Below are 20,798 nucleotides of genomic sequence, written 5' to 3'. Positions count from 1 at the left end.
CGCCAATCGTCAGCGCTGCAGCCAGATTGTGGTGTCGGGCGGGAGGGTGCCGTCGGCCGCGAGCGGGCCGCTGGACAGCAGCACCTCGCCGGCCACGTCGAGCCGCACCGGCTCCTCACCGGTGTTCAGCACCACGACCAGCCCGGGGTCGCGCTCGATGGCCAGCACGTCCTTGGGGGAGTCGAGCCACGTCAGTGTGCCGCCGCCGAGCGCCGGGTGCCGCTTGCGCAGCTTCAGCGCGGCCCGGTAGAGGTTCAGCGTGGAGGCGGGGTCGTCCTCCTGGGCCTCGGCCGACAGCGCCGACCACTCGGCCGGGATCGGCAGCCACGGGTCGCGCCAGCCCAGGCCCTCGGCGGAGATCCACGGGAGCGGCACCCGGCAGCCGTCGCGGCTGTCGCCCCGGCGCCGGAACGCCGGGTCCTGGCGCAGCTCGTCGGGCAGGTCGAGCACCTCGGGCAGGCCGAGCTCCTCGCCGTTGTAGAGGTAGGCCGAGCCGGGCAGGGCCAGCATGAGCAGGGTGGCCGCCCGGGCGCGGGCCAGGCCGCCGTGCCGGGTGACGTGGCGCGGCTTGTCGTGGTTGGACAGCACCCACGTGGTGGGCGCGCCGACCAGCTCGGCCTCCTTCAGGGACTTCTCGATCACGTTGCGGAACGACTTGGCGTGGAAGTCCGCCATCATGAACTCGAAGTTGAACGCCTGGTGCAGCTCGTCCGGGCCCACGTAGCGGGCCAGGCGCTCGGGCGAGGACACCCACGCCTCGGCCACCGCCATCCGCCCGCCCGGGTAGGAGTCGAGGATCGGCCGCCACTCGCGGTAGATGTCGTGCACGCCGTCCTGGTCGAAATAGGGCACCTGCTCGTCGCCCAGCATCTCGGCCTGGGGGCCTTCCTTCTGCCCCACGTCGGGCAGGCCCGCGGCCTTGATCATGCCGTGCGCCACGTCGATCCGGAAGCCGTCCACGCCCCGGTCGAGCCAGAAGCGCAGGATGTCGCGGAACTCGGCGCGCACCTCCGGGTTGTCCCAGTTGAGGTCCGGCTGCTCGGGGGCGAACAGGTGCAGGTACCACTGCCCGTCCTCGACCTGCGTCCACGCCGGGCCGCCGAAGATCGACTCCCAGTCGTTGGGCCGGTCACGGAAGACGTAACGGTCACGCAGGCCGGCCTTGAACCAGGGGTGCTGGTCGGAGGAGTGGTTCGGCACCAGGTCCACGATGACCCTGATGCCCTTGGCGTGCGCGTCGGCGACGAGCGCGTCGAAGTCGGCGAGCGAGCCGAACATCGGGTCCACGTCCCGGTAGTCGGCCACGTCGTAGCCGCCGTCGGCCATGGGGGAGGTGTAGAAGGGGCTCAGCCAGATGGCGTCCACGCCCAGCTCGGACAGATAGTCCAGGCGCTCGCGCACGCCTGCGAGGTCGCCGACGCCGTCGCCGTTGGCGTCGGCGAAGCTTCGCGGGTAGACCTGGTACACAACGGCGTCGCGCCACCAGTCGTCGTTGCCGAGCATGGTTGTCCTTCCCCCGGATGACCCGAGATGTCGGGTGATGTTCTGTGAAGGATGTCGCGATCGCCCGCCGATGGTCAAGTGCAAGTTTCGGAAAGTTGCAGATCTCCTCCGCAGCCGCCGGGACGGGTTGCCCGCCAGGTCAGACAGGCTGGGCAGGATCTGGATCAGGTAACGCTCTTTCGCAAGTTCTTCCAATTCTTGCAAAGAGCCGCTAGCGTCCCGGAAACGTTCAAGCTTTCCTCTGACGGCGGCGCGTGTCGCGCCGCCGTTCCTCCGTGACCTCAGGAGGTCCCCCATGCGCATGCGGGCTCTGGGTGTGGCAGCCCTCGCCACCCTCGCGTTCGCCGCGACGGCGTGCGGCAGTTCCCAGTCGGCGGCACCGGCGGCACCCAGTGCGTCAGCCTCCGCCCCCACCGCGGTGGCCGGCGGCGGCACGCTCGTGATCTGGGCGGACCCCAGCCGGGTGCAGCCGCTCAAACCCTTCGCGGACCGGTTCGGCACCGAGAACGGCGTGACCGTGGAGGTGAAGGAGATCAGCAAGGACAACCAGATGACCTTCCTGACCGCCTCCCAGCAGGGCAGCGGGCCGGACATCATGATCGGCGCGCACGACTGGATCGGCAACCTGGTGCAGAACGGCGCCATCGACCCGGTCACCCTGACCGAGGAGCAGAAGGCGGCCTTCTCCCCGAAGGCGATCCAGGCGGTGACGTTCAACGGCCAGATCTACGGGGCCCCGTACGCGGTCGAGAACATCGCCCTGATCCGCAACACCGAGCTCGCCCCCGACGCGCCCGCCACGATCGAGGACATGATCGAGAAGGGCACGGAGCTCAAGAAGGACGGCAAGGTCAAGGAGGTGCTCTGCATCCCCGTCGGCCAGAAGGGCGACGCCTTCCACGTCTACCCGATCTTCGCCTCCGGCGGCGGCGCCCTGTTCGGCGCCACGGCCACCGGCGACCCCGACCCCAAGCAGGTGCTGCTCGGCTCGCCGGAGTCGGTCAAGGCGTTCGAGAAGCTCAAGGCGCTCGGCGAGAAGGGCGACGGCGCCCTGCGCACCTCGCTGACCAACGAGAACTACATCGTCAACTTCGCCGGCGGCAAGTGCGCCTACCTCGTCTCCGGCCCGTGGGCGATCAGCGAGGTCAAGAAGGGCGGCATCACGTACGACATCACGGCCGTGCCGTCGTTCAAGGACGGCGAGCCCGCCACCCCCTTCGTCGGCGTGCAGAGCTTCTTCGTCGCCTCCAAGGGCAAGAACAAGGCCCTGGCCCAGGAGTTCGTCGCCAACTACGTGACCGACAAGGACGTCGCCAAGGCGCTCTACGACGCCGACCCGAGGCCCCCGGCGCTGACCGCCGCCCTCCAGGAGGTCCAGGCGAGCGACCCGGACGCGGCCAAGTTCATGGACGCCGGCAAGGACGGCATGCCGATGCCCGCCATCCCCGAGATGGCCGCCATCTGGGAGCCGTTCGGCATCGCGGAGACGGCCGTGGTCAAGGGCGGCGACGCGGCCAAGGCCGCCGCGGCGGCGCAGAAGGCCATCGACGGCTCGCTCAAGAACTGACGTCATGGCTCTGGACGTGCGTGAGGCACCCAGAGAGGGCGCGGGGCCGGCCGAGCCGGCTCCGCGGCCCCGCCGGGAGATCACCACGGCGTTCGTGGTGAGCAGGATCATGGTGCTGGCCATCGCCGCCGCGATCCTGCTCTACGCCGTGCCGCCGCTGGTCGCCGCCGGGTCGTGGGTCTCGCTGGGGCTGCTGTGCGCGGTGGGCGCGCTCATCGCCTACCTCTACCTGACCCGGCGTTTCATCCCCGCCAAGTACCTCGTTCCCGGCACCGTCTTCCTGCTCGCCTTCCAGGTGTTCCCCGTCGTCTACACGGTGACCACCGCGTTCACGAACTTCGGCGACGGGCACCGCGGTGACAAGGCCGCCGCGATCACCGCCATCGAGACCGGCTCGGTCCGGCAGGCGCCCGGCTCGCCCGAGTACTCCCTGACCGTGGCGCTGCGCGGCGAGGAGCTGGTGTTCCTGCTGGTGGACCCGGCGACCGAGCAGGTTTCGCTGGGGACCGCCGACGGGCTCTCGCGGCTGGACGGAGCGCAGGTCGGCGTCACGGGCAAGGTGCTGAGCGCGCCCGGGCTGACCGTGCTCAAGGCGCCCCAGGCGGCCGCCCGCGGGCCGGAGGTCTCCGCGCTGGCCGTCCCGACCGGCGACGGCCTGATCAAGGCGAACGGGCTCAGCCGGGCCGTCGAGGGCAAGGCCGCCCTGGTGTACGACGCCGGCTGCGACTGCGTACGCGGCGAGGGCGGCACCTGGACGGCCGACGAGGGGCAGGGCTACTTCGTCAACGCCGAGGGCGAGCACCTGGCACAGGGCTGGCAGGTCAACGTCGGCCTGGACAACTTCTCCCGCGTGCTGACAAATCCCACTATTTCGGGATACTTCGCGGGGGTGCTGGGCTGGAACATCTTCTTCGCCCTGGTCTCCGTGCTCGGCACGTTCGGGCTCGGCATGTCGGTGGCCCTGGCGCTGCACCATCCGCGCATGCGCGGCACCCGGTTCTACCGGATCGCGCTGATCCTGCCGTACGCGATGCCCGCCTTCGCCATGCTGCTGGTCTGGCGCGACATGTTCAACCGCGACTTCGGCCTGATCAACCAGCTGCTCGGCGCCAACATCGACTGGCTCGGCGAGCTGGGCACCGCCCGGTTCGGGGTCATCCTGGTCAACCTGTGGCTCGGCTTCCCGTACATGTTCCTGGTCACCACCGGCGCGCTGCAGGCCATCCCGCGCGAGCTGACCGAGGCGGCCGCCATCGACGGGGCCACGCCGTGGCGGGCGTTCCGCCGGGTGACGCTGCCGCTGCTGCTCGTCGCCCTCACGCCGCTGCTGATCTCGTCGTTCGCCTACAACTTCAACAACTTCAACGCCATCGCGCTCACCACCGACGGTGGCCCCTTCCCCGCCGAGAACCCGCAGGTGGGCGGCACCGACCTGCTCATCACCTACACGTTCAGGCTGGCGTTCGGGGCGGGCGGCGCGCAGTTCGGCTTCGCGGCGGCGATCTCGGTGTTCATCTTCACCATCGTGGCCGTCATCTCGGCCGTGGCGTTCCGGCGCACCCGCAGGCAGGAGGAGATCTACGCGTGAAGATGACGCTACGGCACGCCTACGTGCTCATCGTGTGCGCGTTCGCGGTGTTCCCGATCCTGTTCGTGCTCTCCGCCGCGATCAACCCGATGGGCACGCTGGCCTCCACGGACCTGCTGCCCACCGGCGCGAGCCTGAACAACTTCGCCAACCTGCTGACCTCCGACACCTACCCGTTCGCCCGCTGGTTCTTCAACTCGGTCTTCATCGCCCTGGTGTCGTCGTTCGCCAGCCTGCTGCTGTCGATGCTGGCCGCGTACGCCTTCAGCCGCATGCGCTTCGCCGGGCGGCGCGTCGGTCTGCTGGCGCTGCTGCTCATCCAGATGTTCCCGCAGTTCCTCGCCATCGTGACGATCTTCATGATCTTCACCGAGGTGACCGAGCTCTACCCGGCCTTCGGCTTCAACACCGTCTGGGGGCTCCTGCTGCTCTACCTCGGCGGCGCGCTCGGCGTGAACACCTGGCTGATGAAGGGGTTCCTCGACACGGTGCCCAAGGAGCTGGACGAGGCCGCCACCGTGGACGGCGCCACCCACGCCCAGATCTTCTGGCGCGTCATCATGCCGCTGGTCACGCCCATCCTCGCGGTCACCGCGCTGCTGGCGTTCATCGGCACGATGAGCGAGTTCCTCATGGCCAACGTGTTCCTGCGCGACCCGGAGAGCAAGACGCTCGCCGTCGGCATGTACGGCATGATCGCCGGCGACCACCGCAACGCGAACTTCGGCATGTTCGCCGCGGCCACGCTGATCACCGCCGTTCCCACGGTCGGTGTGTTCCTGTGGTTGCAGAAGTACATCGTCTCCGGGCTCACCGCCGGAGCTGTCAAGGGATAGGTGCAGATGCGCTATCTGGGGGAGCCGCATCACGACGGCTCAGCTCTGTATGTCTCCGACCAGCGGCCCGAGCTCGGCTCGCGGGTGACGGTCTGGCTGCGGGCGCCGCTGGCCGCGGGGGTCACCGGCGTGCACGTGCGCGCGGTGCACGACGGGGAGCCGCGCTACTTCGAGGCGTCCCCGGACCCCTCGCGCCGGGACGCGGGCGGGTACGGCCGCACCGACGTCTGGTGGCGGGCCGAGATCACCGCGGTCAACCCCGTCACCCCGTACCGCTTCCTGCTGCGCACCGGGAGCGGGCACTCCTGGCTGACCGCGGCCGGGCTGTTCGGCCACGACCTCACCGACGCCGGCGACTTCCGCCTGGTCTGCCACCAGGCGCCGCCGTCGTGGATGCCGGACGCGATCGTCTACCAGATCTTCCCCGACCGCTTCGACCGCTCCGGGCCCATGCCCGACGTGCCCGACTGGGCGATGCCGCGCGACTGGGACCGCGACCCGGTGATCGCCACCGGCCCCGGCACCTCGCAGCAGTTCTACGGCGGCGACCTCGACGGCATCGTGCGGCGGCTGGACCACGTCCAGAGCCTCGGCGTCGACACCGTCTACCTGACGCCGTTCTTCCCCGCCCGCTCCAACCACCGCTACGACGCCTCGAACTTCGAGCACGTGGACCCGCTGCTCGGCGGCGACGACGCCCTGCACCGCCTGTCCGGCGCGCTGCGCGACCGGGGCATGCGGCTGCTCGGCGACATCACCACCAACCACTGCGGCGACGCGCACGAATGGTTCACCGCGGCCGTCTCCGACGTGAACGCCCCCGAGCGCGAGATGTTCTACTTCGACCCCGAGACCGGCGACTACGAGTCCTGGTGGGGGTTCAAGACGCTGCCCAAGCTCAACTGGGGCAGCGAGCTGGTGCGCTCCAGCATGACGGCGGTGCTGAAGAAGTGGCTCGGCCCGCTGGACGGCTGGCGGGTGGACGTGGCCAACATGACCGGCAGGCGCGGGGGCGACGACTACGCCCACGAGGTCGCCGCCCTGCTGCGGGCCCAGCTCGGCCCCGAGGCCGCCTTCATCGCCGAGCACAACCACGACGCCACCCGCGACCTCGACCGCGACGGCTGGCACGGCACCATGAACTACGGCGGCTTCACCCGGCCCGTCTGGGCCTGGCTGCGCGACCCCGGCCTGGACCTGGAGCACTTCCTCGGCGCCCCGGGCGGCGTGCCGGAGCGCGACGGCCGGGCCACGCTGGCCGCGTTCCGGTCGTTCGCCTCGCAGATGTCGTGGCGCTCGCTCGTGCACTCCTGGCAGCTCCTCGACTCGCACGACTCGCCCCGCATCCGCACGGTGACCGGCTCGCGCGAGCGCCACCTGCTCGCGCTCGGCCTGCAGGCCACGCTGCCGGGCACGCCCATGGTCTTCGCCGGCAGCGAGTTCGGCCTGACCGGCGTGAACGGCGAGCACTCCCGCACCCCGATGCCCTGGAACCGGCCGCACGACCAGGACCTGGAGACGCTGGCCGGCTACCGGGAGCTGTTCGGGCTGCGCCGGGCCGAGCCCGCCCTGCGGCACGGCGGCCTGCGCTGGCTGCACGCCGACGCCGACTGCCTGGTCTTCGCGCGCGAGACGTACGAGGAGTCACTCCTGGTGTGCGCACGCCGCGCGCCGGGCGAGCCGCTCGCCCTCGGCACGCACGCGACCGGCCTGTACAACGCGCCGGACGGTGACGTCATCCCCGGCGAAGGACCTTCGCTACGTGTGTGGCGCCTCACGCGTCGATGACGCTACGGTTGCCTCTGCTGATTCTCCGTGTCCCCAACTAGATAGTGGTGTGCTCGCATGAGGTTGCTCTCCGTAGCCGTTATGGCCTCGCTCCTGCCTGCCGTACCGTCCGCGGCCGCAGCCCAGACGAGCGCACAGGCGGGCACCACCTACTACGTCGACTCCAGGTCGGGCGACGACGCGGCGGCCGGCACCAGCGCGGCCGCCGCGTGGAAGTCGCTGGCCAACGTCAACGCCGCCGAGCTCAAGCCGGGCGACACCGTCTCCTTCAAGCGGGGCAGCTCCTTCACCGGGCCGCTCACGCTGGAGGCCAACGGCACCGCCGCCCGGCCCATCGTCGTCCGGGCCTACGGCAGCGGCGCGCTCGCCAGGATCAGCGGCGGCGAGGCCGACTGCGTGGTCGTCAAGGGCAACCACTGGCGCATCAGCGGCCTGCGCGCCTCCGGCTGCCGCTGGTCCGGCTTCGAGGTCGGCGGCGACTCCAACGAGCTGGCCGGCGTGCAGGCCGACCGCAACATCGCCGGCGTGTACGTCACGCCGTCCGGCTCGCGCAACACCATCCGCGACAGCGTCCTGACCGACAACAACCGGATGAGCGTCAACGACGACGGCGGCGACAACGACTCCGGCGCGTTCGGCGTGCTCCTCAACGGCGACGACAACGTGGTGACCGGCAACACCATCACCGGCAGCTTCGCCAAGAGCGAGGACTACGGCACCGACGGCGCCGCCGTGGAGATCTTCAACGGCGACCGCAACCGGGTCACCCACAACACCTCCCGGAACAACGAGACGTTCACCGAGCTCGGCGCCCAGAAGGGCAAGACCGCGACCGGCAACCTCTTCGCCTTCAACGTCGTCACCTCCTCGCGCAGCCGCGGCTCCTTCCTCATCACCCGCGGCCCGCGCCACATCGTCGGCCCGGTCAAGGGCACGGTCGCCGTGCACAACTCGGTCTATCTGCCGGCCGCGGACACCATCGGCTGGTCCTGCCACGACGGGTGCTCGCCGTCGATCCTGAAGCTGCGCAACAACGTGATCCTGGTGGGCGGGGAGGCGGGCTGGGAGGACGGCGCGGGCGCCGACGAGGCCGGCAGCGTGTACAAGGGCCGCACGGCCAGGTTCAAGCTCGGGCCCAAGTCGGTCATGGCCGACCCGAAGTTCGTCTCCCGTACGGACCTGCGCCTGCGCCCCGGCTCCCCGGCGCTGGGCCGCGGCGTGTCCCTCACCGCCAGGTGGTACGGCGGCAAGGCCTTCGCCAAGGACCTCGCGGGCAAGCCCCTGACCGGTTCCCCGGACGCCGGGGCGTACCAGCGCTGAGACGTGTCTAGAGTGGTCAGCGTGGTTCCAGAGGTTCCTGAAGATCTTCGCCGGCCGCTGGTGCGGCAGCTCGCCGAGTCCGACGCCCCCCGCCACTACTGGCACATGGGCGACGACGACGGGCGCGCCTGGCTGTTCGAGAGCGTCGAGGGCGACGGCGAGCACTGGGCCGTCCGGCAGGTCGAGGTGGGCGCCGACCGCGCCGCCCGCCGCTACTGGTGGCGGCACCTGCACGACGAGCAGGGCTTCCTCACCGACCAGCCGCTGGAGATCTGGGAGCTGACCGAGATCACCCCGGTGGCGTTCGAGGCCGTCTGGGAGGCGGCGGGCTGAGACGATCCGCCGGGAGAGCCGGTCGAATCCGGGGCCGCCTGTTCGACGCGTTGGTGACAGACCAGCACAGAGCATCGGAAAGGAAGGGACCCAGTGGACTGGAAGCTCGAGGTGGTGTCGATCCCGGTGGCCGACGTGGAGAAGGCGAAGCAGTTCTACAGCGAGCGGCTCGGGTTCGTGGTCGACCACGACACCCGGATCAGCCCCGGCACGCGGATCGTGCAGCTCACCCCGCGCGGGTCGGCCTGCTCGATCGTGATCGGCGCGCCCGCCGGGGGTGCCGTGCGGGGGCTGCAGCTCGTGGTGCCCGACATCGACGCCGCGCGGGCCGAGCTGGCCGGGCGCGGCGTCGAGGTCAGCGACGTCAAGCACTACGAGAAGGACGGCACCCTGGCCGACGGCAAGGGCGGCCGGTGGAACTCGTTCGTGTTCTTCAACGATCTCGACGGCAACGGATGGGTGCTGCAGGAACGCCCTAGCGGGGAGTGAGCGCGGGGTAGAGGAGCTCGAGGCCGCCCGACAGGGCGGCCTTGACGTTCTGGCTGACGCCGTCGGCCAGGACCTCGTACGCGCCCTGCTCCAGGCCGTCGAGCGCCTGCGCGACCACCTCGGCCGGGCTGACCTTGGGGTCGGTGACGCCGGCGGCCATGTCGGTGTCGATGTAGCCGGCGTGCACGCCGAGCACGTGGGTGCCCTGCTCGCGCAGCTCCACCCGCAGCGCGTTCGTCAGCGACCAGGCCGCCGCCTTGGCCGCCGAGTACGTGCGCAGGTGCGGGAACGTCACCCACGACAGCACCGACAGCACGTTCACCAGGGCCCCGCCACCGTTGCGGGCCAGCACGGGCGCGAAGGCGTCGCTCATGGCGAGCGTGCCGAAGTAGTTGACCTCCATCTCCGCGCGGGCCGATTCCTGGCCGGGGCCGTACGGCAGGAGGACGCCCGCGTTGTTGATCAGGAGGTCCACGTCGGTGCAGCGCCCGGCCGCGGCCGTCACGGCGGCCGGGTCGGTGATGTCGAGCGCGATGGGCGTCAGGTCCGGGTCGGTGACGGTGTCCGGGTTCCTGGCGGCGGCGTAGACGGTGCGGGCGCCGCGCTCCAGGAGGGCGCGGGCGAAGACGGCGCCGAGGCCGCGGTTCGCGCCGGTGACGAGGGCGGTGCTGCCGGAGATCTTCATGAGGTGTGCTCCAGGATGAGGGCGTTGGCCAGGCCGCCCGCCTCGCACATGGTCTGCAGTGCGTAGCGGGCGCCGTGCTCGCGCATGGCGTGGACGAGGGTGGTGGTGATGCGGGCGCCGCTGGCGCCCAGGGGATGGCCGAGGGCGATGGCGCCGCCCTTGACGTTGATCTTGGCGGGGTCGGCGCCGGTCTCCTGCTGCCAGGCCAGTACGACGCTGGCGAACGCCTCGTTGACCTCGAACAGGTCGATGTCGGCCAGCCGGAGCCCGGCGCGGCGCAGGACCTTCTCCGTGGCCGGGATCACGCCGGTGAGCATGAGGACCGGGTCGGAGCCCGTGACGGCGAAGGTGTGCAGCCGGGCCAGCGGCTTCAGGCCGAGGCGGGCCGCCGTCTCCGAGGTGGTGATGAGCACCGCCGCGGCCCCGTCGTTGATCGGGCTGGAGTTGCCCGCCGTGACGGACCAGGAGATCTGCGGGAACCGCTCGGCGTAGCCGGGGTCGGCGAAGGCGGGCCGGAGCCCGGCGAGGATCTCCCCGGTGGTGGACGGCCGTACCGACTCGTCGTGGTCGAGGCCCGCCACGGGTGCGAGCTCGTCGGCGAAGGACGCGGCGGCGGCCTTGGCGTGCGAGTGCGCGGAGAACGCGTCGAGCTGCTCGCGGCCGAGTGACCACTTGGCGGCGATCAGCTCGGCGCTGATGCCCTGCGGCACCAGGCCCTCCGGGTAGCGGGCGGCCACGGCGGGGCCGAACGGGTCGGCTCCGGCGGGCACGTTCGACCACATGGGCACGCGGCTCATCGACTCCACGCCACATGCCACGACCAGGTCGTACGCGCCGGACAGGACTCCCTGGGCGGCGAAGTGCACGGCCTGCTGGGACGAGCCGCACTGCCGGTCGACGGTGACCGCGGGCACCGAGTCCGGCAGGCCGGCCGCCAGCCAGGCGTAGCGGGTGGTGTTCATGGCCTGCTCGCCCACCTGGTCGACGCAGCCGCCGATCACGTCGTCCACCAGGGACGGGTCGATCCCGCTGCGCTCGACCAGCGCGCTCAGGGCGTGGGCGAGCAGGTCGACCGGGTGGACCCCGGACAGGGCCCCGCCGGGCTTGCCCTTGCCGATCGGGGTGCGTACGGCCTCCACGATGACGGCGTCACGCATCGCGGCCCCTCCTTGTCAGTTGGAAAACCGAACCCACTCTAGGTGAGTTGGATTTTCCAACGCAACACTTAGCTGGAGAAACCCGCCAATCCATGGATGATCAGCCGGATGGCCGTGTCGAAGTCGCGGCTGATCTCGTCCGGGTCGTCCGGCAGGTGGCCGCGCGTCTCGGCGACGACGAAGCCCGTCACGAACGCGTGCAGCACGTCGCTCGTGCGCCGCAGCTCCGACTCCGGCACCCCCGCCAGCCGCAGGATGCGATAGAGCGCCTGCCAGATCGACATCTGCCGGTCCGCGACGGCCTCCGGATGGTTCTGCAGGTAGGTCCACAGGCTCTGGTGCTCCCGCGCGTGCCGGTAGTAGGCCAGGGCCAGCTCCCTGAGCTGCTCCTGCCAGGGCGAGCCGTCGTCCGGCGGCAGCTGGACGTGGTGGGCCGCCGTGGCGCAGATCAGGCCGATCAGCGCCTCCTTGCTCGCCACGTGGTGATAGAGCGACATCGGGTTGACGTTCAGCTCGGCCGCCAGCTTGCGCATGGACAGCCCCTCCATGCCGCCCTCGTCTATCAGGCGCAATGCCACGGAGCTGATCTCTTCGAGAGTCAGGGGTGCGCCCCTGCGCGCGCTCACTGCCATACACCGTATGGTAGCGTCAGCCATACGGTGTATGGCTATGGAAGGGAGCACTCATGGCGCGGATCCCCGCCCCGCAAGGTCTGCCGATCGTGGGCAACACGCTGCAGATCCCGTCGCACTCGCCGGTGGAGCACTTCGTGAAGGTGGCCGCCGAGCACGAGGAGGGCATCTTCCAGCTGGAGATCGCCGGGCGCCGGGTCGTGCTGGCGTACGACCCGGACCTGGTCGTCCAGCTGTGCGACGAGAGCCGGTTCGTCAAGCGGATCAACCCGCCGCTGTCGATCGTGCGCGACTTCGGCGGCGACGGCCTGTTCACGGCCGAGCTGCACGAGCCGGTGTGGGGCCACGCGCATCGCATCCTGATGCCGGCCTTCAGCCAGCGCTCGATGAAGGCCTACTACCCCCAGATGCTCGAGGTCGCCGAGCAGCTCGTCGAGTCGTGGGCAGGTCGCCAGGGGGAGGACCTGCCCGTCGCCGACGACATGACCCGGCTGACGCTCGACACGATCTCGCTCACCGGGTTCGGCTACCGGTTCCACTCGTTCGACTCGCCCGAACTGCACCCGTTCCTGAAGGCCATGGGCGGCGCGCTGACCGAGGCCATGCTGCGCAACCAGCAGCTGCCGTTCGTCACCCGGCTCAAGAAGAAGCACGAGGAGACCTACCGGCGCGACATCGCCACCATGCAGGCGCTCGTCGACGACGTGATCAGGCAGCGCCGGGCCGAGGGCGGCGGGGGCGCCAAGGACCTGCTGGGGCTCATGCTGGAGGCGTCCGACCCGCGGAGCGGCGCCCGCCTGTCCGACGAGAACATCCGCAACCAGGTCCTCACGTTCCTGATCGCCGGCCACGAGACCACCAGCGGCCTGCTCGCCTTCGCCCTGTACAACCTGCTGCGCGAGCCGCACACCCTGGCCCGCGCGTACGACGAGGTGGACCGGCTGCTGCCGGGCGACGAGCCGCCCACGTACGAGACGATCATGAAGCTCGACGTCATCCCCCGCATCCTGGAGGAGACGCTGCGGGTCTGGTCGCCGATCCCTGTCTTCGCCGTGAGCGCCGTCCAGGACACCATGCTCGGCGACTACCTCATCCCGCGTGACCAGGGCGTCGGCGTGCTGCTGCCGCCGCTGCACCGCAGCGCCAAGGCGTGGGAGCGGCCCGACGAGTTCGACATCGACCGCTGGCTGCCCGAGCACAAGAAGCACCACCACCCCGGCGCGTACAAGCCGTTCGGCAACGGCGAGCGGGCCTGCATCGGCCGCCAGTTCGCCCTCACCGAGGCCCGGCTCGCGCTGGCGATGATCCTGCGGCGCTTCGCCCTGTCCGACCCCGGCGCCTACCGGATGAAGATCAAGCAGACGCTCACCCTCAAGCCGGACGGGTTCACGCTCCGGGTCCGCGAGCGGCGCGCGCACGAGCGCGCCGTCGTGGCCGAGCAGCGGGCGCAGGAGAGCGAGCAGCAGGACATCGCCGTGACGGGCGTGCCGCTCACCGTCGCGTACGGCTCCAACCTCGGCACCAGCGCCGACCTGGCCGAGCGGCTGGCCGAGCGGGCCGGGCGGGCCGGGTTCGCCACCACGCTGACCACGCTGGACGAGCTGACGCCGCCCGCCGAGGGCCTGCTCGTCGTGGTGGCCTCCTCCTACAACGGCAAGGCCCCCGACAACGCCCAGCGCTTCGACGCCCTGGAGTCCCTGCCCGACCTGTCCGGAGTGCGGCTGGCCGTGCTGGGCTGCGGCAACACGCAGTGGCCGACGTACCAGGACTTCCCCCGGCGCGCGTTCGAGAAGCTGACCGCCGCCGGGGCCGTGCCGCTGGTCGAGCGCGGCGAGGCCGACACCGACGGCGACTTCGACGGCGACGTGTCGGCCTGGACCGCCCGGCTGTGGGCGGCGCTGGCCGCGGAGTACAGCGCGGCCACGGATCTGGGGGCGGGCGCCGGGCCGCGCTACGCCATGGAGGTGCTCACCGAGGCCGAGGTCAGGCCCTCGGTGGTCTCCGAGCGGGCCGTCCCGCTGACCGTCGTCTCCAACGAGGAGCTCACCGGCGACCCCGAGGGGCTCTGGGACTTCTCGGTCGAGGCGCCGCGCCCCGGCGTGCGCTCCATCGTGGCCCGGTTGCCCGAGGGCGTGACGTACTCGGCCGGCGACCACGTGGCCGTCTTCGCCAAGAACGACCCCGAGCTGGTGGAGTGGGCGCTGCGCTGCCTGCGCGTCCCGCGCGAGCAGGTCGTGCGCCTGCGCACCGCCGGCGCGACCCACCTGCCCGTGGACACGCCGGTCACGGCCGGGCTGCTGCTGACCGAGTTCGCCGAGCTGCAGGAGGTGGCCACCAGGTCCGACCTGCGGGCGCTGGCGGACCACACCGCCTGCCCGTGGACCACGGGCCAGCTCGCCGAGCTGACCGAGAGCTACGCCGACGAGATCCTCGCCAAGCGCGTCTCCCCGCTGGCCCTGCTGGAGCGCTTCCCGGCGATCGAGCTGCCGCTGCCGGTGTTCCTGGAGCTGGCCGGGCCGATCAAGCCGCGCTACTACTCCGTGTCCTCCTCGCCGCTGGCCGACCCCGCCCTGGTACGCCTCACGGTCGGCCTCGTCGAGGGCCCCGCCTGGTCCGGCACCGGCACCTACCAGGGCATGTGCTCGGCCTACCTGGCGGGGCTGAAGGAGGGCGAGGTGTTCTACGGCTACGTCCGGGTGCCCGCGCCGCCGTTCCGCCTGCCGGACGACCCGGCCACGCCGGTGATCCTGGTGGGCCCCGGCACGGGGTTCGCGCCGCTGCGCGGCTTCCTGGAGGAGCGCGCGCTGACCGGGGCCACCGGGCGGGCCGAGGTGTTCACCGGGTGCCGCCACCCCGAGCACGATCTGCTCTACGCCACCGAGCTGGCCGCCTGGGACGAGGCCGAGGGGGTGACGGTGCACCGCGCGTACTCGGCCGTGGCGGGGCACCCGTACCGGTTCGTCCAGGACGCGGTCGCCGCCCGCGCGGACGAGGTGTGGGAGCTGCTCTCGCAGGGCGCCCACGTCTACGTCTGCGGCGACGGCCTGCGGATGGCGCCCGCCGTGCGGCAGGCCCTGCTGGACATCCACCGCGACAGGACCGGTGCGGACGGGGCCGCCTGGCTGGCCGGGCTGGAGGCGGCGGGCCGCTACCAGCAGGACGTGTTCGCCTAGCGGCAGGTAATGAGGGAATTGTCAGAAATTGGCAGCAACAACACGATGACCTGCGGAAACCCCAACTCCCTTTTATCGACAATCCGGACTTAACACTGCATCCTGGGATATAACCGCAGCATGTGCGACATATCCGTGGAACATGCTGGAAACCTTTCCACGGCACTGTGAGAGCCTCTGGAAAGGGGGCGGCAATGCTGCTGCGACTGAGGGTGTCGTTGCCCGACCGGCCGGGCGGTCTCGGGCAGGTTGCGAAGGCGCTGGGTGCGCTGGGAGCGGACATCCTGCAGGTCACCGTGCTCGAGCGGGAGGCCGGTCGGGCCGTGGACGACTTCACGGTGTCCTGGCCGGGCCCGGTGACCGCCGCCGAGGCGCGCGAGCGGCTGTCCGCCATGCCTGGCGTACGCGTTGAAGGGGTTTGGCCCACCAAGGAGGTGCCCGGCTCGGCCCTCGACTACGACCTGCTCATGCACGTGGCCGCCGAGCCCGCCAGGGGCTTCGCCACGCTGGTGGACGCGCTGCCGGGGCTGTGCGGCGCGGAGTGGTCGGTGGCGGTGGTCGACGGGGCGGTGCGGCACGCCTCGCTGGCCGCCCCCAGCGAGTTCGAGCTGCCCGAGCCGCCTCCCCGGGCCATCACGATGGACGCCAAGGAGCTGCGGCTGATGTTGCTGCCGGTGGTCGCGGCCGGGCTGCACCTGGTGGTGGCCCGCGCCGAGGGGCCGGTCTTCCACCGCGCCGAGGTCGAGCGCGCCGCCCGCATCGTGGACGTGGTCTCGAAGATGGCCGCCCGGTCGTACGTGGCTGATTGACCGAACAATCATCTGGTCACTAACGTGAGCGGTCTGATCGTTGTCAACAGGAGCAGAGCCCTTGACCGTTCACGAGCCCGCCATCGGCCGCTACTATGAGGACTTCACCGTCGGGGACGTCTACCAGCACCCCATGGGCCGCACGATCAGCGAGGCCGACAACACCTGGTTCACGCTCCTGACCATGAACACGAACCAGAACCACTTCAACGCCCACCTCGCCGCCAGGTCCCCCACCGGCAAGATCATCGTGAACTCCGGGCTGACCGTGGCGATCGTGCTCGGCATCTCCGTCATCGACGTGAGCCAGACGGCGATCGTGAACCTCGGCTGGGAGGACATCAAGCTCACCCACCCGGTGTTCGTGGGCGACACCCTCTACGCCGAGTCGAAGGTGACCGCGAAACGCGAGTCGAAGTCGCGCCCGTACGCGGGGATCGTCACCTGCTACACGCGCGGGCTCAACCAGGACGGTGACGAGATCATGTCCTGGACGCGGACCGTCATGGTCTACAAGCGCCACGCCCCGCACGACAAGGGCTACTTCCCACAGGCCAGGACCGGCCCGCTCTGAGGAATTGAGGCACATGGACTTCGAGCTGACCGACGAGCAGAAGGCCTTCCGCGAGACCCTGCGCGCGTTCGTGGAGAAGGAGATCCTGCCGGTGGCCACCGAGTGGGAGCACTCCGGCCGCTATCCCACCGAGATCGTCGACAAGATGAAGCAGATGGGGCTGTTCGGCCTGTCCGTGCCGGAGGAGTACGGCGGCATGGAGGCCGACATGGTCTCGTTCGCGCTGGTCTTCGAGGAGATCGCGCGGGGCTGGATGGGCGTGGCGGGCACCATCGGGTCCCACTCGCTGGCCTGCTGGATGATCGCCCGCCACGGCACCGAGGAGCAGAAGCGGCTGCACCTCGCCGACCTGGCCAGCGGCGCGCGCCGCACCGCGATCGCGCTGACCGAGCCCGGCGCGGGCACCGACCTGCAGGGCATCCAGACCCGGGCGGTACGCGACGGCGACCACTACGTCGTGACCGGCACCAAGACGTGGATCACCAACGCCCGGCACGCCGACCCGCTGCCGGTGCTGGTCAAGACCTCCATCGCCGAGCCGGCGCACAAGGGCATGTCGGTGCTGCTCGTGGACCCGTCGTCGGCGGGCTTCAGCGTCAGCCGCGACCTGCCCAAGCTCGGCTACAAGGGCACCGAGACGTGCGAGGTGGTGCTCGACGAGGTGCGCGTGCCGGTGTCCGGCCTGCTCGGCGGCGTCGAGGGGCGCGGCATGCAGCAGGTGCTCGGCGGGCTGGAGATGGGGCGGATCAACATCGCCGCCCGCGCCGTCGGCGTCGCCCAGGCCGCGTACGACGCCGCGCTGAACTACTCGCGCGAGCGCACGGCCTTCGGGCAGCCGATCGCCGAGTTCCAGGCCATCCAGCTCAAGCTCGCCGACCTGGCCACGGAGATCCAGGCCGCCCGGCTGCTCACGTACTGGGCCGCGTCCCAGGCCGACGGGGGCAAGCGGGTCGACATGGAGGCGGGGATGGCGAAGTACTTCGCCTCGGAGGTGGCGCTGAAGGCGTCGCTGGAGGCGATGCGGATCCACGGCGGGTACGGCTACTCGCAGGAGTTCGTGGTCGAGCGGCTCTACCGGGACGCGCCGCTGATGGCGATCGGCGAGGGCACCAACGACGTCCAGCGCATGGTGATCGCCCGCGCGCTCATCTCGGGCAAGGGCAAGGTGGGCTGGTAACCTCCCCGGATCAGTCGTGCCGGGGCAGGCCCGACACCTCGTGGTCGGCGTGGAACAGGGCTTCCGCGATCAGCGCCCGTACGTGGGAGTCCCTGGCCCGGTAGAGCACCCGGCGGCCGTCCCGGCGGGTGTTCACCAGTCCGGCCAGCCTGAGCTTGGCCAGGTGCTGGGACACCGACGGGCGGGGCACGCCGATGGCCCCGGCAAGTGAGTTCACATCGCGTTCCCCGGACGACAGAAGCCACATCAGGCGGAGCCGGGTGCCGTCGCTGAGCATCCTGAACGCCTCGATGGCCGCGTCCACCTGGGCGGGGGTAGGTTCTTGCGACGGTTCCGCACCTGAGGTGTTGTCGCGTGCGTACATGACTACATATCCTGGTCAAAAGGGACGAATTGCGCAAGCGAGGGATGCCATGTCTGACCAGCGCGACCCGGCTTCGACACCGCACCAGCACGATCATGGGGACGAGCACGGTCATGGGCACGGTCATGGCCACGGTCATGGCCACGGTCATGGCCACGGTCATGAGACCGGCCACGGCCACGGGCACGGTGAGGAGCGGGGCCGGGGGATCAAGGCGGTGCTGGGCCGGGTCGTCCACGCGCTCGCCCCCCACAGCCACGACACCTCGGACAAGACCGACTCCGCCCTGGAGAGCAGCAGCCGCGGCATGCGCGTGCTGGGCATCTCGTTCGCCGTCCTCATGGTCACCGCCGCCGTCCAGGCGGTCATCGTCGTGGCCTCGGGCTCCGTCGCGCTGCTCGGCGACACCCTGCACAACCTGGCCGACGCGCTCACCGCCGTGCCGCTGGCCATCGCGTTCTCGCTCGGCCGCCGCGCCGCCACCCGCCGCTTCACCTACGGGTACGGCCGGGCCGAGGACCTGGCGGGCATCGTGATCGTCGCGCTCATCACCGCCTCGGCCGCGCTGGCCGGGTACGAGGCCGTCCGGCGGCTGCTGGATCCCCAGGAGATCACGGCACTGGGCTGGGTGGCCGTGGCGGCGCTGATCGGGTTCGCGGGGAACGAGTGGGTGGCCCGCTACCGGATCAAGGTGGGCAAGGAGATCGGCTCGGCCGCCCTGGTGGCCGACGGCCTGCACGCCAGGACGGACGGCTTCACCTCGCTGGCCGTCCTGCTGGGCGCGGGGGGCGCCGCGCTCGGCTTCCCGATCGCCGACCCGATCGTCGGGCTGCTGATCACGGTCGCCATCTGCTTCGTGCTGCGCGACGCCGCCCGCGAGATCTACCACCGGCTCATGGACGCCGTGGACCCCGCCCTGGTGGACGACGCCGAGCGCATCCTGGCCGGGGTCGACGGGGTGCGGCAGGTGGGATCCGTACGGCTGCGGTGGATCGGGCACGCGCTGCATGCCGAGGTGGAGATCCTCGTCGATCACGACATGTCGGTCGTGGCGGCGCACAAGGTGGCGGTGGAGGCGGAGCACCGGCTCATCCACGAGCTGCCCCGGCTGCGGGCCGCCACCGTCCACACGGACCCGCACGGCCCGGCCGGCGCCGACCACCACGCCTCCCTGACCGCCCACCGCACCCGCTGACCCTCCCCTCCGCCCACCGACGTCTCATCCGCCCGTCTCATCCCCCCGGCCCATTTCGGCTGCCCTGACCGGCTGCCCTGATCGGCCGCCCTGACCGGCCGCCCTGACCGTTCGCGTTCCGGGCCCGCGCCGCACGCCGCACGTCCTCGCCGCCGTGCCGCGCCCTCCTGACGGACTGCCGCAACCCCGCGGGAGGTGGGGCCCGAAAGGCGCCAACCCCCGCATCACCCCCTGCGGAACGGGTAAGTTGGGGCGAGTGTCCGCCACCGCCGCCGCCCTGCCCGCGCCCACCCCCGTCGCGAGGCTCGCCTGGCTGGACGCCCTGCGCGGCATCGGCGCCCTCGCGGTGGTGGCCGAGCACCTGCTGCCCTGGTTCCTGCCGGCTCTCCGGCCTTACTGGTTCAACCTGGGCGTCTACGGCATCCTGGTGTTCTTCCTGGTCAGCGGCTACATCATCCCGACCTCCCTGGAGCGCCACGGCGACGTGCGCGCCTTCTGGATCAGCCGCTTCTTCCGCCTCTACCCCCTCTACCTCGCCGTCATCGTCCTCGTCCTGGCGCTGGCCTGGTGGGTGCCGGTGCGGGAGGCCGTGCCGCGCGACGGGAGCGCGGTGGCGGCGCACGCGACCATGCTGCTCGACGTCGTCAGCGTCGGCGGGGTGGCCGACACCATGTGGACGCTCTCGTACGAGATGGTGTTCTACCTGCTGGTCACGGCGCTGTTCCTGACAGGCGGGCACGGGCGCAGCGGGCTGCTGGCGATGCTGTTCGCGGCCGGGGCCGTGGTGGTCGGGCTGGTCGCGCCGGGGGCGGTGCTGGGCGGCGGGTGGCCGGCGTACGTGTCGTGCGCGGTGTTCGTCGTGGGGCTGGCGGGCGTGCTGCTGGGCAGGCTCCGTACGGCCGCGGCCTGCGTGCTCGGGCTCATGGCGGTGGTGTTGCTGGTGCTGAGCAGCCGGGTGCCGTGGCTGGGGACGGCGGTGCTGGCGGTGATGTTCGCGGGCACGGCCATCCACCGGTGGGAGCGGGGCAACGGCGGCCTGTGGCCGGTGGCGGTCACCGCGGCGCTGGTCGGGATCTCGCCGCTGTGGGCCATCGAGAGCGGCTGGTGGTGGGTGCAGGCCGACGTGTGGTTCACGACGATCGCGCTGGCCGGAGCCACGTTCGCGGGCGGGATGGCGCTGCGCGGGCGGCGGCTGCCCCGGCTGCTCGTGTGGTTCGGGCTGATCAGCTACTCGCTCTACCTGGTGCACCATCCGCTGCTGAAATACTTCGTGGAGGTCACCGGTGACCTGCGGCGGGCGGAGGTGCCCCGCCAGGTCGCCATGGCGGTGCTGGCCGTCGCCCTGGTCGTGGGCGCCAGCGCGCTGACCTACCGCTACGTCGAGCGTCCCATGCAGGAGATGGGCCGCCGCGTGTCACGCCGGTGCCGTAGCGGGCTCCAGGGCGGGCCTGAGGGCGGGCTTCAGGGCGGGGGCGATGCCGGGGTGGCGGGACAGGGCGCGGGACACCACGGGGTCCTCGGCCATGAGGAAGGCCAGGTGCCTGACCGCGTGCGCGACCACGTTGGCCAGGGCGAGCCGCTCAGGTGACGGCGTCGCCGGGGCCCGGC

Annotated in this window: 18 protein-coding genes; 13 read left to right on the top strand and 5 right to left on the bottom strand. The window is 71.1% G+C overall.

Annotated elements, in window-relative coordinates; genetic code table 11:
- Positions 1–9: 9 nt before the first annotated feature.
- A complete protein-coding gene (locus ACBJ59_RS46660; RefSeq protein WP_375116515.1) occupies positions 10–1,503 on the bottom strand; it encodes a glycoside hydrolase family 13 protein in 1,494 nt (497 codons plus the stop codon).
- Between the two features lie 295 nt (positions 1,504–1,798).
- Here ACBJ59_RS46660 and ACBJ59_RS46655 point away from each other — a divergent pair, with 295 nt between their 5' ends.
- From ACBJ59_RS46655 to ACBJ59_RS46625, 7 genes are all read left to right on the top strand, one after another.
- Complete coding sequence (locus ACBJ59_RS46655) at positions 1,799–3,070, top strand: extracellular solute-binding protein (RefSeq protein WP_375116514.1); 1,272 nt, start codon at positions 1,799–1,801, stop codon at positions 3,068–3,070.
- 4 nt (positions 3,071–3,074) lie between these two features.
- A complete protein-coding gene (locus tag ACBJ59_RS46650; protein ID WP_375116513.1) occupies positions 3,075–4,658 on the top strand; it encodes an ABC transporter permease subunit in 1,584 nt (527 codons plus the stop codon).
- 2 nt (positions 4,659–4,660) lie between these two features.
- The gene (locus ACBJ59_RS46645; RefSeq protein WP_375116577.1) at positions 4,661–5,494 is read left to right on the top strand and encodes a sugar ABC transporter permease; all 834 of its coding nucleotides are present in this window, start codon (positions 4,661–4,663) and stop codon (positions 5,492–5,494) included.
- A gap of 6 nt (positions 5,495–5,500) precedes the next feature.
- Positions 5,501–7,282, top strand: a complete 1,782-nt coding sequence (locus ACBJ59_RS46640) for a glycoside hydrolase family 13 protein (protein ID WP_375116512.1) — start codon at positions 5,501–5,503, stop codon at positions 7,280–7,282.
- An 81-nt stretch (positions 7,283–7,363) separates the two neighbouring features.
- Positions 7,364–8,602, top strand: coding sequence for a right-handed parallel beta-helix repeat-containing protein (locus ACBJ59_RS46635; RefSeq protein WP_375116511.1), 1,239 nt, complete (start codon positions 7,364–7,366; stop codon positions 8,600–8,602).
- Positions 8,603–8,623: 21 nt separating this feature from the next.
- Positions 8,624–8,935 carry a hypothetical protein gene (locus tag ACBJ59_RS46630; RefSeq protein ID WP_375116510.1) on the top strand — a complete coding sequence of 104 codons (312 nt, stop codon included), beginning with the start codon at positions 8,624–8,626 and terminating at the stop codon, positions 8,933–8,935.
- A 93-nt stretch (positions 8,936–9,028) separates the two neighbouring features.
- Complete coding sequence (locus tag ACBJ59_RS46625; protein WP_375116509.1) at positions 9,029–9,424, top strand: VOC family protein; 396 nt, start codon at positions 9,029–9,031, stop codon at positions 9,422–9,424.
- Here ACBJ59_RS46625 and ACBJ59_RS46620 read toward each other — a convergent pair.
- The 3 genes from ACBJ59_RS46620 to ACBJ59_RS46610 all read right to left on the bottom strand — a co-directional run bounded on the left by ACBJ59_RS46620 (position 9,411) and on the right by ACBJ59_RS46610 (position 11,898).
- The gene (locus ACBJ59_RS46620) at positions 9,411–10,109 is read right to left on the bottom strand and encodes an SDR family oxidoreductase (RefSeq protein ID WP_375116508.1); all 699 of its coding nucleotides are present in this window, start codon (positions 10,107–10,109) and stop codon (positions 9,411–9,413) included. The two genes, ACBJ59_RS46625 and ACBJ59_RS46620, sit on opposite strands and share 14 nt — an antisense overlap.
- Positions 10,106–11,266, bottom strand: coding sequence for a thiolase family protein (locus ACBJ59_RS46615; RefSeq protein ID WP_375116507.1), 1,161 nt, complete (start codon positions 11,264–11,266; stop codon positions 10,106–10,108). Before ACBJ59_RS46615 ends, ACBJ59_RS46620 begins: the two co-directional genes overlap by 4 nt.
- 68 nt (positions 11,267–11,334) lie before the next feature.
- Positions 11,335–11,898 carry a TetR/AcrR family transcriptional regulator gene (locus ACBJ59_RS46610; RefSeq protein WP_375116506.1) on the bottom strand — a complete coding sequence of 188 codons (564 nt, stop codon included), beginning with the start codon at positions 11,896–11,898 and terminating at the stop codon, positions 11,335–11,337.
- 53 nt (positions 11,899–11,951) lie between these two features.
- Here ACBJ59_RS46610 and ACBJ59_RS46605 point away from each other — a divergent pair, with 53 nt between their 5' ends.
- From ACBJ59_RS46605 to ACBJ59_RS46590, 4 genes are all read left to right on the top strand, one after another.
- The gene (locus tag ACBJ59_RS46605; RefSeq protein ID WP_375116505.1) at positions 11,952–15,071 is read left to right on the top strand and encodes a bifunctional cytochrome P450/NADPH--P450 reductase; all 3,120 of its coding nucleotides are present in this window, start codon (positions 11,952–11,954) and stop codon (positions 15,069–15,071) included.
- 194 nt (positions 15,072–15,265) lie between these two features.
- A complete protein-coding gene (locus ACBJ59_RS46600; RefSeq protein ID WP_375116504.1) occupies positions 15,266–15,880 on the top strand; it encodes an ACT domain-containing protein in 615 nt (204 codons plus the stop codon).
- 61 nt (positions 15,881–15,941) lie between these two features.
- Positions 15,942–16,454, top strand: coding sequence for a MaoC family dehydratase (locus ACBJ59_RS46595; RefSeq protein ID WP_375116503.1), 513 nt, complete (start codon positions 15,942–15,944; stop codon positions 16,452–16,454).
- 13 nt (positions 16,455–16,467) lie between these two features.
- Positions 16,468–17,631: an acyl-CoA dehydrogenase family protein gene (locus ACBJ59_RS46590; RefSeq protein ID WP_364112296.1), complete on the top strand. Its 1,164-nt coding sequence runs from the start codon at positions 16,468–16,470 to the stop codon at positions 17,629–17,631.
- 10 nt (positions 17,632–17,641) lie between these two features.
- Here ACBJ59_RS46590 and ACBJ59_RS46585 read toward each other — a convergent pair whose 3' ends face one another.
- On the bottom strand, positions 17,642–17,995 hold the full coding sequence (locus ACBJ59_RS46585; protein ID WP_364112298.1) for a metalloregulator ArsR/SmtB family transcription factor: 354 nt from the start codon (positions 17,993–17,995) through the stop codon (positions 17,642–17,644).
- 49 nt (positions 17,996–18,044) lie between these two features.
- On the opposite strand from ACBJ59_RS46585, the gene ACBJ59_RS46580 reads away from it, so the two are divergent.
- Together ACBJ59_RS46580 and ACBJ59_RS46575 are read left to right on the top strand one after the other, a co-directional pair.
- Positions 18,045–19,190: a cation diffusion facilitator family transporter gene (locus tag ACBJ59_RS46580; protein ID WP_375116502.1), complete on the top strand. Its 1,146-nt coding sequence runs from the start codon at positions 18,045–18,047 to the stop codon at positions 19,188–19,190.
- A 256-nt stretch (positions 19,191–19,446) separates the two neighbouring features.
- On the top strand, positions 19,447–20,778 hold the full coding sequence (locus ACBJ59_RS46575) for an acyltransferase family protein (RefSeq protein WP_375116501.1): 1,332 nt from the start codon (positions 19,447–19,449) through the stop codon (positions 20,776–20,778).
- Positions 20,779–20,798: the final 20 nt, after the last annotated feature.

The sequence above is a fragment of the Nonomuraea sp. MTCD27 genome, from assembly GCF_041950495.1.
Classification (GTDB): domain Bacteria; phylum Actinomycetota; class Actinomycetes; order Streptosporangiales; family Streptosporangiaceae; genus Nonomuraea.
This window is presented reverse-complemented; position numbering and strand designations above follow the sequence as displayed.

What these genes read in the sequence shown, in the direction of transcription:
- ACBJ59_RS46660 (WP_375116515.1), bottom strand. Translation starts at nt 1,503, where the DNA reads ATGCTCGGCAACGACGACTGGTGGCGCGACGCCGTTGTGTACCAGGTC.
- ACBJ59_RS46655 (WP_375116514.1), top strand. Translation starts at nt 1,799, where the DNA reads ATGCGCATGCGGGCTCTGGGTGTGGCAGCCCTCGCCACCCTCGCGTTC.
- ACBJ59_RS46650 (WP_375116513.1), top strand. Translation starts at nt 3,075, where the DNA reads ATGGCTCTGGACGTGCGTGAGGCACCCAGAGAGGGCGCGGGGCCGGCC.
- ACBJ59_RS46645 (WP_375116577.1), top strand. Translation starts at nt 4,661, where the DNA reads ATGACGCTACGGCACGCCTACGTGCTCATCGTGTGCGCGTTCGCGGTG.
- ACBJ59_RS46640 (WP_375116512.1), top strand. Translation starts at nt 5,501, where the DNA reads ATGCGCTATCTGGGGGAGCCGCATCACGACGGCTCAGCTCTGTATGTC.
- ACBJ59_RS46635 (WP_375116511.1), top strand. Translation starts at nt 7,364, where the DNA reads ATGGCCTCGCTCCTGCCTGCCGTACCGTCCGCGGCCGCAGCCCAGACG.
- ACBJ59_RS46620 (WP_375116508.1), bottom strand. Translation starts at nt 10,109, where the DNA reads ATGAAGATCTCCGGCAGCACCGCCCTCGTCACCGGCGCGAACCGCGGC.
- ACBJ59_RS46615 (WP_375116507.1), bottom strand. Translation starts at nt 11,266, where the DNA reads ATGCGTGACGCCGTCATCGTGGAGGCCGTACGCACCCCGATCGGCAAG.
- ACBJ59_RS46610 (WP_375116506.1), bottom strand. Translation starts at nt 11,898, where the DNA reads ATGGCAGTGAGCGCGCGCAGGGGCGCACCCCTGACTCTCGAAGAGATC.
- ACBJ59_RS46605 (WP_375116505.1), top strand. Translation starts at nt 11,952, where the DNA reads ATGGCGCGGATCCCCGCCCCGCAAGGTCTGCCGATCGTGGGCAACACG.
- ACBJ59_RS46600 (WP_375116504.1), top strand. Translation starts at nt 15,266, where the DNA reads ATGCTGCTGCGACTGAGGGTGTCGTTGCCCGACCGGCCGGGCGGTCTC.
- ACBJ59_RS46590 (WP_364112296.1), top strand. Translation starts at nt 16,468, where the DNA reads ATGGACTTCGAGCTGACCGACGAGCAGAAGGCCTTCCGCGAGACCCTG.
- ACBJ59_RS46585 (WP_364112298.1), bottom strand. Translation starts at nt 17,995, where the DNA reads ATGTACGCACGCGACAACACCTCAGGTGCGGAACCGTCGCAAGAACCT.
- ACBJ59_RS46580 (WP_375116502.1), top strand. Translation starts at nt 18,045, where the DNA reads ATGTCTGACCAGCGCGACCCGGCTTCGACACCGCACCAGCACGATCAT.